Here is a 22,704-nt window from a genome sequence, read left to right on the forward strand (position 1 = left end):
GGCATTGCCGTGGAGGATGTCGTGCCCATCGTCGCCGGTGATCCAATCATTGCCGAGCTTGCCGAAAACGGCATCATCTCCGGTTCCCGCCCTGATGGTGTCATGGTCATCGCCACCGACGATCCGGTCATCTCCGTGCATGCCGAATAGCCGGTTCAGCCCCTCGATTCCGAGCAGCGTGTCATTACCGTCTCCGCCAAGCAGCCGATCATCCCCCGGACCAGCGATCAGCCGATCATCGTGGAGACCACCGGAGAGCAGGTCATTCCCGGCGCCTCCGTCCAGATGGTCCCTGCCGTTCTCGCCCATCAGGCTGTCATGTCCGGCATTGCCATGAAGCGTGTCGTTGTCGGGGCCGCCGAAGCCGCTGTCATTTCCCAAACCAGCCACGAGCAGGTCGAGGCCGGGACCGCCCAGCAAGAGATCATCGCCGTCATCACCGGCCAATCGGTCGTGACCGTCATTCCCATGCAGGGAGTCATTCCCACTGCCCCCTGCAAGCGTATCGTCGCTTTCACGGGCCACGAGCATGTCCGGACCCCCCATGCCGGTCAGCCTGTCCGCGCCGCTTGTGCCGAAAACATGCTGCCCGAGGGTTGTCGAAACAGGGGGAGGCAAGGGGGGCTTGGTGATGTCGATCTCGGGTAGATTGTAATGGGTGATGGGGAACAGGTCGTTCGAGAAATCGGCCTCGGTCAGTTGCCGTCCGTCGCTGGTGATGATGTCGATGGTGACATCCTGGAACCGCAGCTTGATCCCGCCGGTCCTGGGTTGGAAATCTATCTGGTGGAGGCTGCGGATCATGCCGAGCTGGCTCAGATCCAGATGATCCACACCGGGTTCGAAACCTTTGATCAAGTTTCTGCCGCTAGTGTTGGCTGGAACGAAGATATCCGCACCGGATCCGCCGAACATCTTCACGTTGGAGCTCGTCGCAATGAGTATGTCATCACCTTCCCCCCCAAGCATCGTCGTGGTGCCCGGTTGGCCAAGTATCATGTCGTTTTCCGCGGTTCCGACCGCTCGACCCGTCGTCGTGGAACCGGTCCAGCCGATCTTGCCGGGATCGAAGACGAGTTGCGTGATGCCTGTTTCGGTGGCCGAACTGATGAAAAGCACGATCTTGCCATCGATGACCTTTGCCTCGATGTCGCTGATATCCGCCAGGGTCATGTCATCCCTGTCCGCGAGGGTTCGCAGATGCAGGAGCCGCCCGTCGGGCTGCAGGGTGAAGACGCTGAAGCCATCATCCACCCCGCCGGCGAAGACGAAGGTGCGGCCATCGATGGTCGCGGTCTCAAGCGAGGTAACTGCTTGAAACGCCGTATATCCCTCGTCAAGCACATGGTCGGTGGGTTTCAGCTTGCCATCGGCGAGAAGCTGGAACACCGTCAGGGACGAAGATCCCGCCGCGGCGACAATGACATAACTGCGGTCCTCGACATGAACCGCCTTGATATCGGTGGGCACCGCGTAACCTGTTCCCATCGCGGCGACATGCAATGCCTTATGGGCGATCTCCCCGGAATTGCTGATTCGATAGGTGGAGATGAAATCGCCCAACGCGGAAATCGCGACCAGGAAACGCCCCTCTCCGGCATGCGTCTCGATGATCTTGTCCAGTGAACTGCCTGTCGGGGCATCGATTGACAGATGCGAGTGGCTCGCCGGTTGGGCAGGCCGGCCCCGGGCATCCATTTCATGTATCGCGATGTCGAGTTCGTCCCGATGAGCGAGGTAGAGAAAGCTCCCCGCCGGGCTGTCATATTGCCCCAGGGAGGAAATCGGGGCATCGATTCCGGTTCCCGCGAGGATGGGCGTGAATTCCCCAAGCTTGCCGGTTTCCGTCACGCGGATGCCCAGATGCTCCGCACCTCCCAGATGGCTGTGGTGGATGAATGTGCCGCCATTCATGTTCAGCAGGCTGATATCGGGTTCCTGCTGATAGGTGAATTCCGGAAGGAAAGGGCGGGTGTCAGCCGGTCGCAGCAGTTCGCCGGAGGCCGGGATCGTATAGGAACTGAGGCCGCCGCCCCTGAATTCCGTGGTGGCGAATAGCAGCGTTCGGCCACCAATCGACAGGATTTCGAGGTCCGATATGCCGGACAGCCATTTCGTGCGTGTAACACCGTAGGTGCCCACATGTTGATAGGTCAGCATGATCGGTCAGTCCGTTATGGCGGGCCGACGTCATCGAATTGGCGCCGGTCAGGTTATCAAACCATGAACCGTGCCGTGAATGCACCAAATTTGAATGGTGTATTTTAATAAAAACAGATGGTTACGGCGTCGAATCCGGGTCGGTGGATTGCGGCTTCTCACCACGGAGGGCCAGCGGACCATAGAGGATCAGCCCCGGTTGGGTGACCTCGGCATTACGCATCATCACGGCCAGTTCACCGATCGTTGTATGGACAAGCCGTTGATGCGGATGGCCGACCGCCTCGGCGAACAATGCGGGTGTCGAAGGAGGCAGGCCATGGGCGTGCAATCCATCGGCCAGTTTCGGAAAGCTGCGCTGGCCCATGAACACGACGGTCGTCGCGCCGGGATCGGCGATGGCGGCCCAGTTGATGTCCTCGGGCAGATTGCCCGTGACATCGGCGCCGGTCACGAATTGCAGACGGCGCGCGGTCAGGCGGCGGGTCAGCGGTAGACCGGCGGCGGCGGCGGCGGCGCTGGCCGAGGTGACGCCGGGGACGATCTCGAAGGGGATCCCGGCCCCGGTCAGGGCGATCAGCTCTTCCTCCAGCCGGCCGAAGATGCCCGCATCGCCGGATTTCAGCCGCACCACCCTGCGGCCTTGCCGGGCATGCCCGATCAATAGCGCGTTCACATGTTCCTGCCGCGCGGACGGACGCCCCGCGCGTTTGCCGACGGCGATCAACTCGGTCTGCGGTCCCGCCTGGTCGAGCACCGGGCCCGAGGCCAGGTCGTCGAACAGGATCACATCGGCCTCGGCCATTCGTCGTGCGGCCTTCAGCGTCAGCAATTCGGGGTCGCCAGGCCCCGCCGAGACGAGAGATACGAAACCAGTCGATTGGGCAAGGGCGGTCACGGGTGGCGGCCTTCCGGTCTGTGATGAGGGTTACCAGCTATATCATCGGGACATGTGGTGACAACGTATTTGATCGCCCGCCGCAGGGCGGGACCTCCCGCCTCTATACTTGACATGTTTAGTCGGAAACATTAGCGCAGTCCCGTCGTTAACCTTTCCATTACCGATCCGGCCGGAGCAGATACGTGAAGCCCATTCCGAGAAGCGCTTGTCCCGCCCCGGCAGGACCGGTCACCGATACCGGAGCCTCCATGCGTGCCTCGCCGATGGGGCCGGTCACCGGCAACCCAACAACCACACAAGACCAAACGCGTCCGGCTGCCGCTTCGATGGCGCCACGTTCCCTTGGCTACGGAGCCCGCCATGTCTGAACTCTCCTCGACACTTTCGACCCTGCCGCTGGTGGAAATGATCCGCGATGGCGGCTGGACGATGTGGCTGATCGCGTCCCTGTCCGTCGCCACGCTTGCCGTGGTGCTTTGGAAACTGTTCTCGCTGTCACGCCTGGGGGTCTGGGGCGGCAGCCATTCGCGCCGCGCCATCGCGCTCTGGGCCGAGGGCCGCCGCCGGGAGGCGATGGCAGAGGTGCGGGGGCGTCCCTCCGCCCGTGCCCGCGTCGCGCAGGCGGCGATCGGCACCTCGCTCGATCCGGCCATCGACGACAAGACTGCGCGCGAGGAAACCGCCCGCATCGCGCGCCAGACCCTCTACCGCGCCCGCGAAGGGCTGCGCGCGCTGGAACTGATCGCGACCATCGCGCCCTTGCTGGGCCTGCTGGGCACCGTTCTGGGCATGATCACCGCCTTCCAGGTCCTGCAGGAATCGGGCAACCGCGCCGACCCTTCCGCCCTGGCGGGCGGCATCTGGGAGGCCCTGCTGACCACGGCGGCGGGCATGGCGGTGGCGATTCCGGCAGGTGTGGCGCTCAGCTGGTTCGAATCGATCGCCGACCAGTTGCAGGCCGATCTGGAAGACCTGGCGACGCGCATCTTCGTCAAGGCTGACGCGCCGCAGCAGCCCGCCCTGCGGCTTGAGGCGGCGGAATGAGCGAGGACAGTTTCGATCTGGGGCCGCGCCGGCATCCTCGAAAGATGTCGCTGACGCCGATGATCGACGTGGTCTTCCTGCTGCTGATCTTCTTCATGCTGTCCTCGCGTTTCGGCATGGATGCGGTCCTGCCTGTCGCGGGCGGGTCCGAAGGATCGGGCAGCGAGTGGCAGGGCGCGCCACGCCTTGTCGATATCGCGCCTGATGGCATTTTGCTGAACGGTGTCGAAACGCCCGAAGGCGATCTTGCCCGCGCGCTGGCGGCCCTGATGCCCGAAGAAGGGGCGGCGGTCATCCTGCGCCCGCGCGACGGGGCCGATCTTCAGCGCCTGGTCGGCGTTATGGACCATCTGCGCGCGGAAGGTTTCAACAACATGATCCTGGTCGAGTGAGCCATGCGTATCGACATGCCCCCCCGCCGCCCGCGAGGCGAATCGATCATCCCGATGATCAACGTGGTCTTCCTGCTGCTGATCTTCTTCCTGCTGACCGCGCAGATAACCCAGTCCCCGCCATTTGAGCTAGAACCCCCGGAAAGCGAGGCGGAGATCTCGTCGCGGCATGGCGAGGAGCAACGAGACCGCAACGTGCTCTATGTTTCGACCGCCGGTGAGCTCGCCTATAACGAGACCCGCGGCGATGACATCTGGGCCGAGATCGGCGCGAGGAAAGGGGGGGCGCCGCTGGAGATCCGCGCCGACAAGGGGGTGAATGCCACGCAGGTCGCGGCATTGCTGAAACGGCTGCGCGAGATCAGCGACGCCGGTGCCCAACTCGTCGTCAGCGGAGGTTGAGATGGCATCCGCGCAGAAATGGGAAATAGCCGGTTTCGTGACCATCGCCGTTGCGCTGCATGTGTCGGCGGCTGCGGTGCTGTTGCCCGAGCGGATCGCGATGGGGGCGGCGCTACCGGCGCCACCTGCGCCGGTTTCGGCGGGTTCCGGCGACATGTCGGAGCTGATCGAGCAATGGGAGAACCCGCCCGAGACCGCATCCGAGCCGGAAATGACCGAGCCCGAGGAGATCGCCGCGCCGGAGATCGAGCAGCCCACGCCCGACGCGGCACCCGACAGGGCGCCGGAGGTTCCGCAGGCCCCCGCCGCGCCGGAACTTAGCGCCGCCAGGCCGAACCTGCCCGAAACGCCCGAGCCTCAGCCCGAACTGGTAAAGCCGGAACTTCCCGAATTGCAGAGTTTCGAACCGCCCGAGATCAAGTCCGAACTGGCGCTCGATAGTTCGACGCGCCCCGACCGCAAGCCCGCGCGGACCAAGCCTGAACCGAAACGCGAGGTTCAGCGGCAGGCAGAGCCGAAACGCGAACCCGCACCACAGCAACAGGCAGCCAAGCCCCAGCCCCAACGTCAGCCTGCGACGCAAGGGGGAGGTGCCGGAGGCAATTCCTCGGTACGTGCCGCAGGCGGCGGCAGTGCCGGGATGAGTGCGCAGCAGCGGGCAAGCTTGTTGTCGCAATGGGCGCAGCAGATCAAGGCCTGTTTCGCAAGAAAGGCCGGCACGGTTAAGCCAACCGGACGCGGAGGGCAGGTTACCCTTCACGTCACCATAGGCAGCAATGGGGTTGTTCAAGGTCTGGGATTGGCGGGGTCAAGCGGAGATTCCGCCGTGGATCAGGCTGCGGTCAGGGTTGCACAGCGTATCAGGCGTTGTCCCGCCGCTCCTGCGGGGCTGAACCTGTCGAGCCAGACCTTCAAACAGCCCTATACTGTGCCGCGACGATAACTCGGCACCTCAAGCCGCTCTGTCAGGCCCGGTCCGCCGTGTCCAGCCAGATCGTCACCGGCCCGTCATTCAGTAGCCGCAGCTTCATGTCCGCGCCGAAGCTGCCCGTTTCGACGGGGATACCCATCCCGCGCAGGCACTCGGCGAAATGCAGGTAGAGCCGCTCTCCGTCCGCGGGTGATGCTGCCGAGGAAAAACCGGGGCGGTTTCCGCTACTTGTATCTGCCGCCAGCGTAAACTGGCTGACCACCAGCGCCCCGCCCGAGACATCCGCAAGCGAGCGGTTCATCCGGCCCTGGTCGTCCCGGAATATGCGCAGCTTGGCCGTGCGGGCGGCAAGTTTCTCGGCGGCGATCTCGTCATCGCCCCGCATCGCGCAGACCAGCACCACAAGGCCCGGCCCGACCTGGCCGATGACCTGCCCCTCGACCTCGACCGAGGCTTCGCCGACCCGCTGAACCAGTGCCCTCATCCCAGCATGATCCCCAGCACTACCGTCATCAGCCCAAGCGCCGAGATCACCAGCGCGCCCATGTTGACGGCCAGGATGCCCTGCATCCGCGCGCGAAAGGCGTTTTCGTCCAGCCTGGCCCGGCGAATGCGGATGACGGTGACAATGCACCAGAGCAATGCGGCAAGCCCCAACAGCGTCAGCGCGGCTCCGCCCCAGACCAGCATGTCGAAAATCTCCATCTCGCGCCCCCTTCAGGTCATCTCCGGAACTCGCCGCCGGGCCTAGCCTCGATCAGGGCGCGAGGCAAGACGCGGCCATTGCATTGGCCATGCAGCGGCTGCGGGAGGTTCCGATGCCGTTCGACGTGGTTTACAATAGGCGAAAAATATCCATGTAATTTAGTCGGGAATTGACCTCGAATGGCCGAACGCTTAGTTCGGGCTCGACACGGGACCATGCAAAGAGGATAGCCATGCGTCAGACTGCAGAATTTCCGACGGCCCGAGGCCCGCAATTGCTGGCCACCATGTCCAAGCATTTCGCCCACAAGATCGGCGTGGATGTGCAGGATGACCGCTCGCGCTTCCATTTCGAGATGGGCGAGGCAGAGATCGAGACGACTGCCGAGGGATTGCGCCTGACCGCGGACGCCCCGGAAGAGGGCGGCATGGACCTGCTTCGCAGCGTGCTGGAAAGCCATCTCCTGCGCTTTGCCCATCGTGAGGATCCGCAACCGCTCAACTGGAGCAGCCCCGCCGGTTGACGGTCGGGGGATGGTGTCGCAAACAGGCGGTTCCCGCGCAAGGAGAGCCAAATGAGCGCCGCGAACTGGATTGCCGCCGAATATGACGGCGCATGCCTGCGTATCTGGTCCATGCAGGGGGCCGAGATTCGCGCGCGGCAGGAATTTCCTTGCCGCTCGCGATCCGCGGTGATCGAAGCGCTGCGGGATCGGCCCGATCTGCCAGTTCTGCTGGCCGATCTGACCGGCGAATTTCCCGCCGGGGGAAGCGTCGCTCCCGCCCCGACAAATCTTCAACTGACGCGCGATACCGGCAGTGCCCTCCGGATCTGGGTGGCTCAAGGAGTCACCCAGGCAACCCCCGATGCCGCGCTGCATGGTCAGACGGCGGCGATCGCCGGGCTTCTCGCGGCAGAGCCGCAATTCGACGGGGTGATCTGTCTTCCCGGTCGCCAAGGCCATTGGGTGCGGATTTCGGCGGGCGAGATTTGCCATTTCCAGGGCTATCTGACGGGCGAATTGCTCGCTCAGCTTTCCGGCGGCCCGGATTTGACCGACGCAACCACAGATCCCGATGCGTTCATTGCGGCGCTGGAGGATGCGCTCAGCCGTCCGCATCGCGCCTATGGGCGGCTGCTTGCCCTGCGCGGCGCGACAGGGGCAGGGGCATCGCAGCTTGCCGGTCTGTTGATCGGTTGCGAATTGGCAGACGCAAAACCCTATTGGCTTGGTGAGATGGTCGCCGTGACCGGTCACGCGCCGCTGGCCGATCTCTACGCCGCCGCGCTTGAGCGGCAGGGTGTTTCGGTTCAGCGTCCGGAACCAGATGCGGCCTTGCTGGCCGGGCTGCATGCGGCATGGAAATCCCTGCCGAAGAGCGTTCCCGAGGGGCGGCTGCACTGATCGGGGGATACAGGACTGATATCCCACCCTTTCCATCGGCAAATATGATTGCACACGCGATTATCAGTTGCCGCTTGGGGGGAATTGGGAGCATTCTGTGAATGCGCTTTCATTCATGACTAACGGAGCGCGGCTGACCGACGGCGTTCCCGCACCTGCGCCATCAGGAGATGAAGATGCGAGCCCTCAAGGCTGTCTTTGGATTGCTGGTCATCCTTGCTGCGGCGGCAGGTGGGCTATATGTCACCGACCGGCTGCTTGCTTCGCCCAATGCGACGGAACGATCCGGCGGCAGGTCGGCTGCGCCGCTTGCGGTGGAAACCATCCCGCTTGAGACCATGACCTTCTCGGATGCCGTCCGGGCCGTGGGCACGGCGCGGGCACGCAAGGCCGTCGATCTGGTGGCCGAAGCCAGTGGCCGCATCACCCGTATCGCCTTCCGTCCCGGGGCCGAGGTTGCGAAAGGGGATGTCCTGCTGGAGTTGGACGACCGGGCCGAACAGGCCGATCTCAAGGCCGCGGAAGCGACATTGACCGAAGCGCAGGCCGCCTTCGCCCGACAGGAGCAGTTGAACAGGACTGGCAATGCCTCGGACGCGGCCTATCAGAGCGCCAAGGGGGCGCTCTTGCGGGCCGAGGCCGAGCTTGATCGCGCGACCGCGCTGCTGGAGGACCGGCATATCCGCGCGCCATTCGCGGGCGTGACCGGGCTGACCGATCTGGTCGAGGGGCAGATGGTGGACGCCTCGACCGTGATCGCCACGCTGGACGACCTTTCGGTGGTCGAGGTCGATTTCAGCGTGCCGGAAACCCTGCTGTCGCGGCTGGAGACGGGTCAGCAGGTCAGGCTGAGTTCGGCGGCATGGCCGGGCCGGATCTTCGAGGGCAGGATCAGCCGGATCGATACGCGGGTCGATGCGGCGACCCGGTCCGTCGCCTTGCGGGCCGAGATCGCCAATGACGACCGCGCTGACGGGGGGGATGTTCCTGCAGGTGGAACTGGTTCTGGACGAACGCCGGCAATTCGCAATTCCCGAACAGGTGCTCAGCGTCGACGGCGACCGGAATCTGGTGCTGCTGGCCCAGGACGGTATCGCGCAGCAGGCCGAGATCGAGATCGGCCAGCAATCGGACGGAATGGTCGAGGTGGTCTCCGGGCTGGATGCGGATGCGCGGATCATCGTGACCAACCTGCATCGCGTCGCGCCGGGGATGGAAATCGAGGCGATCTCCCGCAGCCGCAGCGCCCGGAACCCGGCCGCATCCGGTGACGAGGGATGAGCCTGCCCGATCTGTCATTGCGCCGCCCGGTCCTGGTCACGGTGCTGAACCTGCTGATCGTGCTGATCGGCGCCGTGGCGATGACCCGGCTGCCGGTACGGGAACTGCCGCAGGTGGAGGCCGCGCAGGTGACGGTGCGGGTGAATTATACCGGCGCCGCCCCGGATGTCGTGGACAGCCAGGTCGCGACCGTGATCGAGGGCGCGCTGGCCGGGGTGTCCGGGGTGACCTCGATGTCAACGCAATCCGAGCGCGGACGCATGCGCACGGTGCTGGAATTCGATCCGTCGCGCGATATCGATGCCGCCACCAACGATGTCCGGAACGCGGTGGAAAGGGTGGTCGGCAACCTTCCCGACGAGGCCGACCGGCCGCGGATCGACAAGAATGACAGCGAGGGTGACCCGGTCCTGCGGCTCAGCCTGTCCAGCCCGTATATGACCCCGCTTGAATTGTCGGATTACGCCGATCGCTATATCAAGGACCGTCTGGCGCGATTGCCGGGCGTGGCCAATACCGTGATATATGGCGAGCGTGCGCCGTCGATGCGGATCTGGCTGGACCAGGCGCGCATGGCGGCGCATGGGATCACCACCTCGGATATCATCTCCGCCCTGCAGGCCAATAATGTCGAACTGCCCGCCGGAGAGATCGAAACCGGCGCCCGGCAATTGCAGGTGCTTGCGCAGACGCGTTTCACCTCGCCCGACGCGTTCCGGCAGATGGTGGTCCGCGATGGCGGGGTCAGGCCCCTTCGCTTGGGGGATGTCGCGAAGATCGATCAGGGCGCGCAGCAGACCGAGTCGAATTTCCGCACCAACGGGGCGACCGCCCTCGGCATGGGGGTCCAGCCTCAGGCGCAGGCCAACACGGTCTCCATCTCGAATGCCGTCCGCGCCGAGTTGGAGCGTATCCGCCCGACCTTGCCCGAAGGCATGGAGCTTGGGATCACCTCTGACGAAGCGGTGTTCATCGAAAGCTCGATACGGCAGGTGGTCAAGGTGTTCACCGAGGCGGTGTTGCTGGTCACGGCGGTCATATTCCTGTTCCTGGGATCGGCGCGGCTGTCACTGGTGCCGGTCGTGACGATCCCGATCTCGGCCTTCGGGGCCGGGCTTGCGATGATGCTGCTGGGCTTTTCGATCAATATCCTGACGCTTTTCGCGCTGATCCTGGCCATCGGGCTGGTCGTGGATGACGCCATCGTCGTGCTGGAGAATATCCAGCGCCACCGCAGGATGGGCGAAAGCCGGGCCGAAGCTGCCCGGCGCGGTGCGGGGCAGGTCAGTTTCGCGGTGATCGCGACCACCGCCGTCCTGATCGCGGTCTTCCTGCCGATCAGTTTCATGGAGGGGCAGATCGGCCAGCTTTTCGCAGAGTTCGGCATCGTTCTGGCCGTTGCCGTGGCGGTTTCGGGCTTCGTCGCCTTGACGATATCCCCGGTGCTGGCATCCAGGGTCCTGCCGCGCGAGGATCGGCCGGGCCTGCTGACCCGTGGCGTCGACCGGCTCATTCACTGGCTGGAAAAGGGCTACGGCGCGTTGCTTGGCCGGATGATCGCCCGGCCCGTGCCGATCCTTGCCATCTGCGCCTTTGCCGTCGCCTCCGCCTTCGCGATCTATCAGCATCTGCCACGGCAATTGACGCCGGACGAGGATCGCGGGCAGTTCCGCATCTATGTCTCGGCCCCGCAAGGCTCGAACCTCGCCTATACCGACGCTGCCACGAGACGGATCGAGGCGATGCTGGAGCCAATGCGCGAGGATGGCATCGTCGACAATGTGACCGCCATCGTCGGAACCTGGGGAGAGTTGCGCCGGGCGATCCTGTTCGTCACGCTCAGCCCTTGGGATCAGCGTTCGCGCAGCGTCGAGGACGTGATCTCGGAATTGCGGCCCCAGCTTGAACAGGTCACCGAAGTGGCCACATTCGTCCGCCCATCGGGAGGGCTGGGCATAGGTGGTGCGCAGGGAAGTGTCCGCTGGATGCTGGGTGCCCCGGATATCGAGCGCGGGGTGGATTGGGCCGGTCAATTGGCGAGTTCGCTGGAGGATTATCCGGGGCTGGCTGCGGTCGAGGTGAATTACTCGGCCAACCAGCCGGGCGCGACCCTGTCGATAGACCGGGCCCGCGCGCAGGACCTGGGTCTTTCCTCCGATACGATCGCCCAGACCCTGCAGGTTCTCTTCGCCTCGCGCAGCGTCGGCGAATACAGCACGGATGGCCGCCAATATCCCGTCGTGCTGCAGGCCGCCCCGGAGGATCGCGATTCCGTCGAGGACATGTTGTCGGTGCTGTTGCGCAACGATCGTGGAGACCTGATCCCGCTCTCGGCCTTCGCGTCGATCCGGACCGGCGCGACCGCCCCCGAGATCAATCGCTATGACCGGCTCATCTCGGTCGAGATGGAGGCTGATCTGAACGAAGGAACCGATCTCGCGACCGCGATGGAGGCGGTGCGGGACGCGGTCGGGGAATTGCCGGTCGGGGCGACATTGGCCTGGCAGGGACAGGCGGCGGATTACCTGGAATCCTCGGGCGGGCTCGCCATGGTCTTCGCGATGGCATTGGCGATCGTCTTCCTGGTGCTTGCCGCACAATTCGAAAGCTTTCGCTCGCCCCTGCGATCATGCTGACCGTGCCGCTTGGGTTGGGTGGGGCGGCGGTTACGCTGCTGATCACCGGCGCCTCGGTGAATATCTTTTCGCAGGTGGGGATGATCCTGCTCATCGGGATCATGGCCAAGAACGGCATCCTGATCGTCGAATTCGCGAACCAGTTGCGGGCCGAAGGCCGCTCGATTCCCGATGCCGCCCGCGAAGGTGCGGTCACCCGGCTGCGTCCGGTCATGATGACCACCATTGCCACGGTCCTGGGCGCGGTGCCGCTGGCGCTTGCCTCGGGCGCGGGGGCCGAAAGCCGCCGCGCCATCGGTGCGGTGATCGTGGGCGGCCTTAGCCTGGCCTTCGTTCTGACCCTGCTTCTGACCCCGGTCATCTATGTGCTGATCGAGAACCTGCGCCGCAACCCCGACGAACAAGCCGAAGGCGAGGGAAAACCGGTCTCGCTGCCGGCAGAATAGCGCGGGATTCGCGACCCGGTTTCCCCTTGCTTGCTGCCCCTCGGATGTGCCGTCGCCCCTTGTGCCAATGCAGGGGAATGGGCGGCTATTTGCATTCGCTGTGCTCGGGCGATTCCCGTCGCAACAAAATTGTCACATTTTAAAATCACAAAATCACATAAATTATGTTGATATACGTGAGTGGCTGTTATAATACCATCGCGTCGAACCGGAATCGGTTGAAAGGATGCGACGTGAAGCGGGATGAGCGCAGGCAGGCGATCATGGATCTTCTGATCGAGGCGCGGGCCGTCGATCTCGACGATCTGGCTGGCCGTTTCGCGGTGTCGAAGATGACCATTCACCGCGATCTCGACGATCTGGAACAGGCCGGGTTGTTGCGCAAGGTGCGTGGCGGCGCGACCATCGAGACGGGGACGCAATTCGAAAGCGATTTCCGCATCCGCGAATTGCAGGATGCCGATGCCAAGACCCGCATGGCGCGAGCGGCGCTCGAACTGGTCGAGCCCGGCATGACCGTGATGGTCAATGACGGCTCCATGGCGGCCCTGCTGGGCGCCTGCCTGCCCGACAAGGCGCCGCTGACGGTGATCACCAACAATGCCGCCGTGATCGACCGGCTCAAGGATGTGCCGCGCGTCACCCTGATCGCGCTTGGCGGGGTGTTCAGCGCCAAGTTCAACGGCTTCTTCGGCGTCGTGACCGAGGCGGCGCTGTCGCGGTTGCGCGCCGATCTGGCCTTCATCTCGACCCCGGCACTCGCGGGGTTGCAGGCATTTCACATGGACGATGCCGCAATGCGGGCCAAGCGCGCCATGATCTCTGCCGCCGGGCGCAGCGTGCTGCTGGTCAATCACCGCCGCTTCGGGCGTTCTGCCCTGCATGTGCTGGCCGATCTGGCGGAATTCGACTCGATTATCACCGATGCGACCCCGCATCACAGGATCGCGCCGCGATCGACCGGGCGGGGATCAAGCTGACCATTGCCAAGGACTGACGACATGACGGATTTCTGGATCGGCACCAGTTGGAAGATGAACAAGACACTGGCCGAGGCGCGCAGCTTTGCCACAGCGCTGGCCGCAGCCGATGGCAGCCGTGATCTTCGCATCCAGCGCTTTGTCATCCCGCCCTTCACCGCTATCCGAGAGGTCAAGGCGATGCTGGCGGATACCAGCGTCAAGGTCGGCGCGCAGAACATGCATTGGGCCGATGAGGGCGCATGGACGGGCGAGGTCTCGCCCTTGATGCTGACCGATTGCGGGTTGGATATCGTCGAACTCGGCCACTCTGAGCGCCGCAAGCATTTCGGCGAGACCGACGAGACGGTCGGCCTGAAGACCGAGGCCGCCATCCGTCATAACCTGATCCCGCTGATCTGCATTGGCGAAACACTGGAGGAACGCGAGGCGGGCAGGGCGCAGCAGGTGCTGGAGGCGCAGGTCCGGGAGGCACTCGGGAAACTGTCCGGGGACCAGAAAACTGCCGGAATCCTGCTGGCCTATGAGCCTGTCTGGGCCATCGGGGAAAACGGCATTCCGGCGACATCGGATTATGCCGATGCAAGGCAGGCCGAGATCATCGCCGTGGCGCAGGATATGCTGGGGCGGCGTATCCCCTGCCTCTATGGCGGCTCGGTCAATCCGGGAAATTGCCAAGAACTGATCACCTGCCCGCATATCGACGGGCTGTTCATCGGGCGCTCGGCGTGGAAGGTCGAAGGCTATCTCGACATCCTCGCCCGTTGCGCCGCCAAATTGTGAAGGAGAGCGACATGAAACTGGCAATCGCAGGCGACAGCGCGGGCGAAGGGCTGGCCAAGCTTTTGGCCGACCACCTGAAGGACCGTCACGAGGTGGCCGAGATCTCGCGCACCGATGCGGGGCCGGACGCCTTCTATGCCAATCTTTCGGACCGCGTGGCGAGCGAGGTTCTGGCCGGCACCTATGACCGCGCCATCCTGGTCTGCGGCACCGGCATCGGGGTCTGCATCTCGGCCAACAAGGTGCCCGGCATCCGTGCCGCGCTGACCCATGACAGCTATTCCGCCACCCGTGCGGCTCTGTCGAACAATGCGCAGATCATCACCATGGGTGCGCGAGTGATCGGGACCGAGCTGGCCAAGACCATCGCCGATGCATGGCTGACTGAAACCATGAATTTCGACGCGAATGGCCGCTCTGCGGGCAATGTGAACGCCATCGATCAGGTCGATGCGAAATATAACAAGGCCTGATCGGATGATGTCATGATGCTGAAACTGCCCGATGACGGTCCCGCACGAGGCCGCCCGCTGGAAGAGGTGCTGCCGGGTGACGGCCCCGGCGCCATCGCCCTGGCGATCTTTCGCGCCCTGCCGTCGCTTGCGGCACGCCTCGCGGCGGGCAGGCTGCATGGCGATCCCGATGCCATCGTCGGCACCAATGACAGCGGCGACCGGCAGAAGGCGCTGGATGTCGCCGCCCATGAGCACGTCGTTGCCGCCCTGCGCGCGGCGGGCGTGCGGCAGGTCCTGTCCGAAGAGGCCGAGGATGTCGCGCTGCTGAACCCCGAGGGCGCCTATGACGTCGCGATGGATCCCATCGACGGCTCGGGCAGCATCGGCATCGGTGCGCCATTGGGCATGCTGTTCAGCATCCTGCCCGCCGCGCCAGAGGGTTTCATGCGCCCCGGACGGGCGGCAGTCGCTGCCGGCTATGCCTCTTTCGGCCATTCCGTCGATATCGGTTTCTCACTGGGCGAGGGTGTCAGCATCGCCACTTTCGATGCCGAGATGGGCGGCTTCCGCATAGCGCGAGAAGGCGTGACGCTGAAACCCTCCGCCCCGGTGCTGGCCTATAACGCCTCGAACGAGCGTCACTGGCCCGAAGGCTTGCAGGCATGGCTGCGTGATGTCCGGGCGGGGAAAGACGGCCCGCTCGGACGGGACTACAACATGCGCTGGCTGGCCGCCGCTGTCGGCGAATTGCACCGCATCCTGCTGCAAGGCGGCGCCTTCCTCTATCCCGCCGATCATCGCCCGGGCTATCGGAACGGCCGGTTGCGGCTGATCTATGAATGCACCCCCATCGCCTTCCTGATCGAACAGGCGGGCGGTCTGGCCTCGGACGGGCAGGGTCCGGTTCTCGACCGTCTCCCCGACAGCCATCACGGCATGAGCCCGCTGATCTTCGGCGGCCGCGAAGAGGTCGAAACCATCCTCTCATATCTCTCGCGCTAACCCTTGGGAATGGCCCTGACATTGCCTGCCTCTCTTCTTCTTCATGCAAATATCCCGGGGGTCGCCGGTTGGTCCGCCACTGGTTCGAGAACCAGCCGGCGACGGGGCTGGCCCCCGGTTTGGCCGCAAACCCGGCTTCGCTCCGAAGAACCCTCTTCATGTTTCAAGGATAAACCCAATGGCCATGATCACCCTTCGCCAGCTTCTCAATCACGCAGCCGAGCATGGCTATGCGGTTCCAGCCTTCAATATCAATAACATGGAACAGGGACTGGCGGTGATGAACGCCGCTCAGGCCACCGACTCGCCGGTCATCCTGCAGGCCAGCCGGGGCGCGCGCGCCTATGCCAATGACCTGGTGCTGGCCGGTCTGATCGAGGGCTTTGCCCGTGCCTTCCCCGATATTCCGGTCTGCATGCACCTGGATCACGGCAACAACCTGGCGACCTGCGCCACCGCGATCCAGAACGGCTTTACAAGCGTGATGATGGACGGCTCATTGCGCGAAGACGGATCGACCCCCGCCGATTACGCCTATAATTCCGGCATCACCGCCGAGGTGGTGCGGATGGCCCATGCCTGCGGCGTTTCGGTCGAGGGGGAGCTGGGCGTGCTGGGCAGCCTGGAAACCGGCATGGGCGACCAAGAGGACGGCCACGGCGCCACCGAAAAGCTGGAGGAGGACCAGCTTCTGACCGATCCCGCCGAGGCAGAGCGTTTCGTGACGGATACCGGGGTCGATGCCTTGGCGGTGGCGATGGGCACCAGCCACGGCGCCTACAAGTTCACCCGCCAACCCGATGGTGACATCCTCGCCATGCATGTGATCGAGGAGATCCATCGCCGCTTGCCGAATACGCATCTGGTCATGCATGGCTCGTCCTCGGTCCCCGAGGATTTGCAGCGCATCATCAATGACCATGGCGGCGATATCCGTCCAACATGGGGTGTCCCGGTCGAGGAAATCCAGCGGGGCATCAGGTCAGGCGTGCGCAAGGTGAATATCGACACGGACAACCGGCTGGCCATGACCGCCGCGATCCGCAAGACATTGGCCGAGGACCCGTCCGAGTTCGATCCCCGCAAATATCTCAAACCGGCGATTGCGATGATGGCAGAGGTCTGCAAGGCCCGGTTCGAGGCCTTTGGCGCAGCCGGCCATGCCTCACGCATTCGTCCCCTGCCGTTGGCGGCAATGGCGCGGCGGTACTGAGCTTTTCCACGATATTCTTGCGTTGCTTCGATATGGCTTGGCGGCCTGGAAAAGAGGCATCTGGTCGGGCAGCCTGACCAGCCCGGAATCAAGGGCCGCAGGCCCGCCGGGCAGCGCCCGACCGCCCCCATGGGCGGGCGCTTTGCTGACGTTATCCTGTAGTTTCAGCTTTGTCCGGGATTGCAGCATAAACCGCGCAGCACAGGTGCCGGGATGCCCACCCGCGGTTGGGCACTGCCCGGCTTTATTGCGAATGGATGGTGCGAATACGGAAAGCATGACCATTTTCAGGTGGCCAGGCTATAGCAAGCCCTCCGTAAGAGAGAAATCACCGGCTCTTGACGGATCACACCGCGTCGGAACCCGCTGCGTGACATCCGGAAAGGTTCATTCCATCAATGCGCGGGCCGTCACCTCATCCGTGATCAGCCCCGAGAGGCGGCCACTGTTCAGCACCGCCCGGATCGCTGGCACCTTTTCCTGCCCGCCCGCAATGGCCACGATCCGACTGCCTTTCGGGCCCTCCAGCCCGGCGGAAAGCGTGCGCAGGCTCAGCGTGGTTTTCAGAACCCGGCCCTTCGCGTCAAAGAAATGCCCGAGCATCTCGCCAACCGCTCCGACCGAGTTTATCTCTGCGATCTCATGGGGTTCGATCATTCCCGAAGCGACGAGCTGCGCCCCCGCATCCGCCGTGCCGATGCCTGCGAATTTCAGCGCCGCGCCATTGGACAGCTCGAAGATCTCGCGCACGCCGGGCTGGGCCAGCAGGATCTCCCGGTCCTTCTCGGAATTGGCGAAGAATGGCACCGGCAGCACATGCGCCTGCGCGCCGGTCTTGTAGGCAAGGCTGTGCATCACGTCATGCGGATTGGCCGCGTAATGCCGGGTCAGCCCACCCAGAAGAGACACGAAACGCATGCCGGAACCGTCGAAGCGCGGCAATTGATGCACCGCTGCCGCCAGGGTCCGCCCATGGCCGAGGCCGATCACCTCGTGCTCGCCACGCTCGATCTCGCGGCGCAAAAAGCCCGCCCCGGCCAATCCAAGTGCCCGCAACGGCAGCCCGGCCTCTCCCAAATCCGGTGCGACCTCGCAGTAATTCAGGTGATAACGGTCGCTTAGCTGGTCCTCCAGCATGGCGCATTCGACGATCTCGCCATCGATCGAGACCTTCACCACGCCATCCGCCACCGCCCGCGCGATCAACCGATGCGTCTTGACCGAGGTTAGCCCAAGCCGCTTGGCCACCGCCGCCTGCGTCAGCCCGCCCACGTAATGCAGCCATGCGGCCCGGGTCGCGAGGCTTTCTTCGGGATCGATCCTGGACATGACGGAGGCCTTTCCCCTGGCTATATGTTCAGCTTGTCCGCGCCGCTGTCGATATGCGGCGCCCAGAAGGCCACGCTTTCGGCGATCTGCCCGATCACCTCGCGGTCATTGGGCTCGCGCTCCTTGAAGCTCAGTTCAAGGCAGATCTCGTTATCCGCCGCCCCGCCCTCGGCGAAGGCCCGCAGCAGCGGCTCGGGCTGGATATTGCCCCTGGCGTTGAATTCGGCAGTGAAGGGGCGATGCCCGCCCTTGTCCAGCAGCGATTGCTTTATATGGATGATCGGGGACAGGCGCGGCACCGCCCGTGCCCAGGCATAGGGGTCGTAATCGTCGGGATTGTCGCTGGTCACATCGCCATGATCGATATCAGCCATCATCCACATCGGCACGGCCATCCCGGCGGCGCTCAGCCGGTCCTGCAGGGCCATGCTCGCGGCGATGGTCTCTCCGAATTCGCGGCCGATGCTCATGGGTTCCCAGAAGACATAATCGAGCCCCGCAGCCTTGGCATGTTCCGCCACCTCGGCCCAGCAATCGATGGCGATCTGGATCAGTTCCTCGCGCTGTGCCGGATCGTCGTAATCGCGATAGGTGAAGATCGCGAATTGCGTGCCGACGGAATGCCCGCCAAGATCCGCGATGATATCGGCGAAACCCTTGAACCAATCCACGTAATAGCGCCGCACGTCGTGGTCGGGATGACCGAAATGATTGAGTCGCCCATAGGGTCCGGTCATGCCGCTGGTCACGCGGACCCCGGTGCGGTCAAGCGCCCGGCCCATCTGTCGGGTCAGGCGGCGGATCACCGGGGCGGGCCATGACGGGTTGACGAATTCATGCGTGAGCTGCAGGTCGCGGATGCGCAGATCGTGGGCGACGGTATCGATCAGGTCATCCGGCTCGGCAAAGCGATTGACCAGCGGGTTGGTGTTCAGCGACAGGGTCAGGGGCATGCTGTTTTCCCGGCAGTGTATCGAGGTGAGTGGTAATCTTGCGCGGAATCAAGGCCCGAAGGGCCGCCGCGCAGCGCCCGTCCGCCCCACCGGATGGGCGCTTTGATGCCGTCGGACAGCGGTTCCAGCCTTGGTCGGGATTGCACCATGAAGCGAAGGCCACAAACCTCTGCCGCCCATCCGACGGACGGGCGCTGCGCGGCTCCACATGCGGTGAATGGCGATCTACGCGGCATCCGCGAGACCTGCGTTGTCGAACCATTCGGTGAATGCCGCGCGTTCGGCCTTGTTCAGATGCAGGTAATGCTTGGTCCGCCGCCAGAGGATATCCTCGGCGGTCAGCGCCCATTCCTTGCGGGTCAGGTAGCGCGCCTCGGCCTCGTAAAGCTGGCCGCCGAAATGCCGGCCAAGATCGTCAAGGCTCAGCGCGCCCGCGACCACCTCCTTGGTGCGCGCGCCGTAGAGCCGCCCGTAATGATGCACCAGCTTGCGCGGCATCCATGGATGCAGTTCCCGCAACAGGTTGGCATAGCTTTCATAATCCGCATTGGCGATCTCTCCGCCCGGTAGCGGGGCAGTTTCGGTCCAGTCCGGTCCCATATCCGGGAAAACCTCTTTCAGCCGATGCATGCCGCGTTCCGCCAATTCGCGGAAAGTGGTGATCTTGCCGCCGAACACGTTCAGAAGCGGAGCACCGCCATTCCGGTCGAGATCAAAGACATAATCGCGCGTCACCGCCGAAGGATTGCCCTGCCCGTCGTCGAACAGGGGACGCACCCCGGAAAATGTTTCCAGAACGTCCGAACGGCGCAGCTTTTCCTTGAAATAGCGGTTCACGGCGGCCAGCAGGTATTCAATCTCGGACTCGTCGGCCTGCACATCCTCGGCCCGGCCCTCATAGGCGATATCGGTTGTGCCGATCAGCGCCTTGTCGCCCTCGTAGGGGTTGATGAAGATCACCCGCTTGTCGTGGTTCTGGACGAGATAGGCGTTACTGCCCTGCCAGAATTTCGGCACGATGATATGGCTGCCCTTGACCAGCCGGACATTGCGGCTGGAATTCGCACCGGCCACGCGCCCGATGACGTCGCTGACCCAGGGACCGGCACAATTCACCACGCAGCGGGCGCGGAAGCCGCGGGTTTCGCCGGTGATCTCGCTGCGGGTCTGCACCGTCCATGCGCCATCCTCGCGCCGGGCCGAGATGCAGGGGCTGCGGGTCAGGATCTCGGCGCCTTTCTCGGCTGCATCGACGGCGTTCAGCACGACAAGGCGGGCATCGTCCACCCAGCAATCGGAATATTCGAAGCCCTTGACATATCGATCCAGCAGGGGCGCGCCCTCGGGGTCGCGGCGCAGATCCAGCGTGCGGGTGCCGGGCAGCTTCCTGCGCCCGCCCAGGTTGTCGTAAAGGAACAGCCCAAGCCGGACCAGCCATGCCGGGCGGTCCTGCGGGCTGTGGGGCAGCACGAAGCGCATCGGCCAGATGATATGCGGGGCAGAGCGCATCAACACCTCGCGCTCGATCAGGGCTTCGCGGACCAGCCGGAACTCGTAATATTCAAGATAGCGCAGCCCGCCATGCACCAGCTTGCCCGAGCGCGATGAAGTGCCCTCGGCGAGATCGCCCTTTTCGCACAGCACGACCTTCAACCCCCGGCCTGCGGCATCACGGGCCATGCCCGCGCCATTTATCCCGCCGCCGATCACGAAAAGATCGATCATCTCGTTGCCGGTCGTCATGTCAGTCTCCTTGTCAAAGGCGTCTGTGCCGCGCGGACACGTGCCAATGCGTCCCATGCCGGGGGCAGCGCCTGCCGCGATGCGGTGAATGCGGGGAAGAGCCGCGCATAGGCGGCCACGAGATCGGGGTCGGGCGCCTCGGCCTCGCCCAGAAGCGGCGTGACCCATTCGCCGATACAGGCCTCCATGTCGGGATAGCGCCGATCGCCACCGCGGCCATCATCGCCGCCCCGGCCGCGCCCGCCTCGTCGCGATCAGAGACGCGCACCGGCGCGTCCAGCGAGGCCGACAGGATGCCGCGCAGCCCCCTGGATCGCGCCGCCCCTCCGGTCAGGCGCAGTTCCGAGGGCAGGGGCCCCATCGCGGCATAGCAGTCGCGCATGGCCATCCCCAGCCCCTCGGCCACGGCGCGCAGCAGGTCGGGATAGCGGTGATGCTGCGCAAGCCCGACAAAGCCCGCGCGCGCATCGGCGTTGACGAAGGGGCCGCGCTCTCCGGCGTCCGAGATATAGGGGTGATAGACGATCTGGCCGGGCCGGCTGGTGGCCAGCCAGCCCTCGATATGATCGACAAGGTCGCGATGGCTGACCGAATGGCCCATATCCGACATGATCCCGGCGGCCATCCCCAGCACCCAGTCAAGATTCAGCGTTGCCGCCATGTTGGTCTGGACCTGCGAGACGATACCGGGGATGGGCAGGCAGATCACATAGCCGGTGCCTTCGGCGTTCAGATGCACATCCGGGGCCGTCACTGCCCGCAGATGCACTCCGGTCGAACCCACGGTCGAACAGGCCACGTCGCCCGCTCCGCCATGAACCCCGGCGCCAAGCGCGGTCATGACCATGTCCACATAGCCAAGGCTGACGGGCGTTCCCGCGCGCAGCCCGGTCCGGGCGGCAGCCTCTGCCGTCAGTGGGTGGGTGATCTGGCTGCCATCGACGATCTCGGGCAGCAGATTGCGGCGATGGGTCAGGCCAAGCGCGTCGATGACGGTGTCGTCATATCGGCGATTGCGGAAATTGCCGAAGGTGAAGCTGGCTTCCGACGGGTCGGTCGCCCGGATGCCGGTCAGGTTCAGGTAAAGCCAGTCCTTGCAATGCAGCGCGACCTCGGACTTGTCCAGCAATTCGGGCGCATGGATGTCCATATGTGCCATCTGGCTGCCTTGCTGGCAAGTGTTCAGCCCGGTTCCGGTGGCCTCGAAACGGGCGCGGTTGGCAGGGCTGCTTGCCAGGCGCTCAACCGTAGGCGCGGCCCGGGCGTCCAGCCAGATCCATGCATCGCCGACCGGTCCGTCCCGGCCCACCAGCCATGTGCCATCCCCTTGGGCGGTCACCGACAATGCGGCGGTGCGGGAGGCGAGATTGCCGATCCGTTCGCCAAGCTGTCGCAGCGCGGCGGCGCAATCCTCCCATGTCTGGTCAAGATTTTGCGTGGCAGAACCATCCGGTCCCGTCGCGTAGCGATTCGGCACCGATGCCGCCGCGAGCTGCTGTCCATGCAGGTCGAAGCCCACGGCCTTGATGACCGAGGTTCCCGCGTCGATGCCGATCAGGATGTCAGCGCCTTGCATGATTCACCTCCGTCGAATCGGTGTCCCTGCCGTCCATCGCGCCCTTGCCGGGATATGGAGGCCCGATACATGGGGTCGCTTATATATCATAATTATCCCACAGTGAATGTATTTTTTTACGGACTGCGAAAATAATTTCATGTACGCTTATCTTGTGGAGGGGTGCGCTGCGATTCGAATGAGCAGGTACCTCTTCCGATCTGGAGGCGGAGGATGCAATATTCTATATATAGATTGCCGATTTCGGGGGATGTTTCGCGATCTTCCCGTTCTGTTTCCGGCCAAATCATGGCTGATGTTCTGGGGGTTTGCACGGAAGTTTCCGCGAATCATTTATCTTTGTTGACTGAGATAATATCATTGTTA

Annotated in this window: 20 protein-coding genes and 2 pseudogenes; 14 read left to right on the top strand and 8 right to left on the bottom strand. The window is 64.1% G+C overall.

Translation table 11 applies throughout. The features are described from left to right. On the bottom strand, nt 1-2,160 hold a 2,160-nt coding region (locus tag A7A09_RS14360; protein WP_106692052.1), incomplete at its 3' end, for a calcium-binding protein. A 121-nt stretch (nt 2,161-2,281) separates the two neighbouring features. Continuing rightward, nucleotides 2,282-3,058 carry a uroporphyrinogen-III C-methyltransferase gene (gene cobA, locus A7A09_RS14365; protein WP_106692053.1) on the bottom strand — a complete coding sequence of 259 codons (777 nt, stop codon included), beginning with the start codon at nt 3,056-3,058 and terminating at the stop codon, nt 2,282-2,284. Between the two features lie 363 nt (nt 3,059-3,421). On the opposite strand from cobA, the gene A7A09_RS14370 reads away from it, so the two are divergent. The 4 genes from A7A09_RS14370 to A7A09_RS14385 are packed head-to-tail and all read left to right on the top strand — an operon-like array spanning nt 3,422 to nt 5,842. Continuing rightward, entirely contained in the window at nt 3,422-4,105 is a 684-nt protein-coding gene (locus tag A7A09_RS14370) for a MotA/TolQ/ExbB proton channel family protein (protein WP_245999369.1), read from the top strand. Beyond that, nucleotides 4,102-4,497, top strand: coding sequence for an ExbD/TolR family protein (locus A7A09_RS14375; protein WP_106692054.1), 396 nt, complete (start codon nt 4,102-4,104; stop codon nt 4,495-4,497). The genes A7A09_RS14370 and A7A09_RS14375 overlap by 4 nt, the downstream gene beginning before the upstream one ends. Nucleotides 4,498-4,500: 3 nt before the next feature. Then, entirely contained in the window at nt 4,501-4,899 is a 399-nt protein-coding gene (locus tag A7A09_RS14380) for a biopolymer transporter ExbD (protein WP_106692055.1), read from the top strand. Between the two features lies 1 nt (nt 4,900). After that, complete coding sequence (locus tag A7A09_RS14385; protein WP_106692056.1) at nt 4,901-5,842, top strand: energy transducer TonB family protein; 942 nt, start codon at nt 4,901-4,903, stop codon at nt 5,840-5,842. 22 nt (nt 5,843-5,864) lie between these two features. Here the strand turns inward: A7A09_RS14385 and dtd are convergent, their stop codons facing one another. Further along, nucleotides 5,865-6,314: a D-aminoacyl-tRNA deacylase gene (gene dtd, locus A7A09_RS14390; RefSeq protein ID WP_106692057.1), complete on the bottom strand. Its 450-nt coding sequence runs from the start codon at nt 6,312-6,314 to the stop codon at nt 5,865-5,867. After that, nucleotides 6,311-6,535, bottom strand: a complete 225-nt coding sequence (locus A7A09_RS14395; RefSeq protein ID WP_211341141.1) for a hypothetical protein — start codon at nt 6,533-6,535, stop codon at nt 6,311-6,313. The genes dtd and A7A09_RS14395 overlap by 4 nt, the downstream gene beginning before the upstream one ends. Before the next feature lie 233 nt (nt 6,536-6,768). On the opposite strand from A7A09_RS14395, the gene A7A09_RS14400 reads away from it, so the two are divergent. The 10 genes and pseudogenes from A7A09_RS14400 to fba all read left to right on the top strand — a co-directional run bounded on the left by A7A09_RS14400 (nt 6,769) and on the right by fba (nt 16,737). Further along, nucleotides 6,769-7,059, top strand: coding sequence for a DUF2218 domain-containing protein (locus A7A09_RS14400; RefSeq protein ID WP_106692058.1), 291 nt, complete (start codon nt 6,769-6,771; stop codon nt 7,057-7,059). Nucleotides 7,060-7,110: 51 nt separating this feature from the next. After that, nucleotides 7,111-7,941: a 2-dehydro-3-deoxygalactonokinase gene (locus A7A09_RS14405; RefSeq protein WP_106692059.1), complete on the top strand. Its 831-nt coding sequence runs from the start codon at nt 7,111-7,113 to the stop codon at nt 7,939-7,941. A 176-nt stretch (nt 7,942-8,117) separates the two neighbouring features. Then, nucleotides 8,118-8,897 (top strand): annotated as a pseudogene (locus A7A09_RS14410) (efflux RND transporter periplasmic adaptor subunit); the annotation flags it as partial. Between the two features lie 25 nt (nt 8,898-8,922). Then, nucleotides 8,923-9,222 (top strand): permuted SH3 domain-containing protein, encoded by a 300-nt coding sequence (locus A7A09_RS22255; RefSeq protein ID WP_494546228.1) that lies wholly within the window; start codon nt 8,923-8,925, stop codon nt 9,220-9,222. Then, nucleotides 9,219-12,304: pseudogene (locus A7A09_RS14415) on the top strand (efflux RND transporter permease subunit). The gene A7A09_RS22255 and the pseudogene A7A09_RS14415 overlap by 4 nt, the downstream one beginning before the upstream one ends. A 233-nt stretch (nt 12,305-12,537) precedes the next feature. Then, on the top strand, nt 12,538-13,284 hold the full coding sequence (locus tag A7A09_RS14420) for a DeoR/GlpR family DNA-binding transcription regulator (protein WP_106692201.1): 747 nt from the start codon (nt 12,538-12,540) through the stop codon (nt 13,282-13,284). A gap of 21 nt (nt 13,285-13,305) precedes the next feature. Next, on the top strand, nt 13,306-14,067 hold the full coding sequence (locus A7A09_RS14425) for a triose-phosphate isomerase (protein ID WP_106692061.1): 762 nt from the start codon (nt 13,306-13,308) through the stop codon (nt 14,065-14,067). Nucleotides 14,068-14,078: 11 nt separating this feature from the next. After that, nucleotides 14,079-14,540 carry a D-erythrulose-4-phosphate isomerase gene (derI, locus tag A7A09_RS14430; protein WP_106692202.1) on the top strand — a complete coding sequence of 154 codons (462 nt, stop codon included), beginning with the start codon at nt 14,079-14,081 and terminating at the stop codon, nt 14,538-14,540. Nucleotides 14,541-14,552: 12 nt separating this feature from the next. Beyond that, nucleotides 14,553-15,524 carry a class 1 fructose-bisphosphatase gene (locus A7A09_RS14435; protein ID WP_245999370.1) on the top strand — a complete coding sequence of 324 codons (972 nt, stop codon included), beginning with the start codon at nt 14,553-14,555 and terminating at the stop codon, nt 15,522-15,524. 178 nt (nt 15,525-15,702) lie between these two features. Further along, the gene (gene fba / locus A7A09_RS14440) at nt 15,703-16,737 is read left to right on the top strand and encodes a class II fructose-bisphosphate aldolase (RefSeq protein WP_106692062.1); all 1,035 of its coding nucleotides are present in this window, start codon (nt 15,703-15,705) and stop codon (nt 16,735-16,737) included. Nucleotides 16,738-17,124: 387 nt separating this feature from the next. Here fba and A7A09_RS14445 read toward each other — a convergent pair whose 3' ends face one another. The 4 genes from A7A09_RS14445 to A7A09_RS14460 form a co-directional block, all read right to left on the bottom strand. Then, complete coding sequence (locus A7A09_RS14445) at nt 17,125-18,066, bottom strand: sugar-binding transcriptional regulator (RefSeq protein ID WP_106692063.1); 942 nt, start codon at nt 18,064-18,066, stop codon at nt 17,125-17,127. Between the two features lie 20 nt (nt 18,067-18,086). Beyond that, nucleotides 18,087-19,019: a sugar phosphate isomerase/epimerase family protein gene (locus tag A7A09_RS14450; protein ID WP_106692064.1), complete on the bottom strand. Its 933-nt coding sequence runs from the start codon at nt 19,017-19,019 to the stop codon at nt 18,087-18,089. 225 nt (nt 19,020-19,244) lie between these two features. Continuing rightward, nucleotides 19,245-20,762, bottom strand: a complete 1,518-nt coding sequence (locus A7A09_RS14455; RefSeq protein ID WP_106692065.1) for a glycerol-3-phosphate dehydrogenase — start codon at nt 20,760-20,762, stop codon at nt 19,245-19,247. Nucleotides 20,763-20,775: 13 nt separating this feature from the next. Further along, nucleotides 20,776-22,338 (bottom strand): FGGY-family carbohydrate kinase, encoded by a 1,563-nt coding sequence (locus A7A09_RS14460; protein WP_245999372.1) that lies wholly within the window; start codon nt 22,336-22,338, stop codon nt 20,776-20,778. Nucleotides 22,339-22,704: the final 366 nt, after the last annotated feature.

This window comes from Paracoccus methylarcula, assembly GCF_003007735.2.
GTDB lineage: Bacteria > Pseudomonadota > Alphaproteobacteria > Rhodobacterales > Rhodobacteraceae > Paracoccus > Paracoccus methylarcula.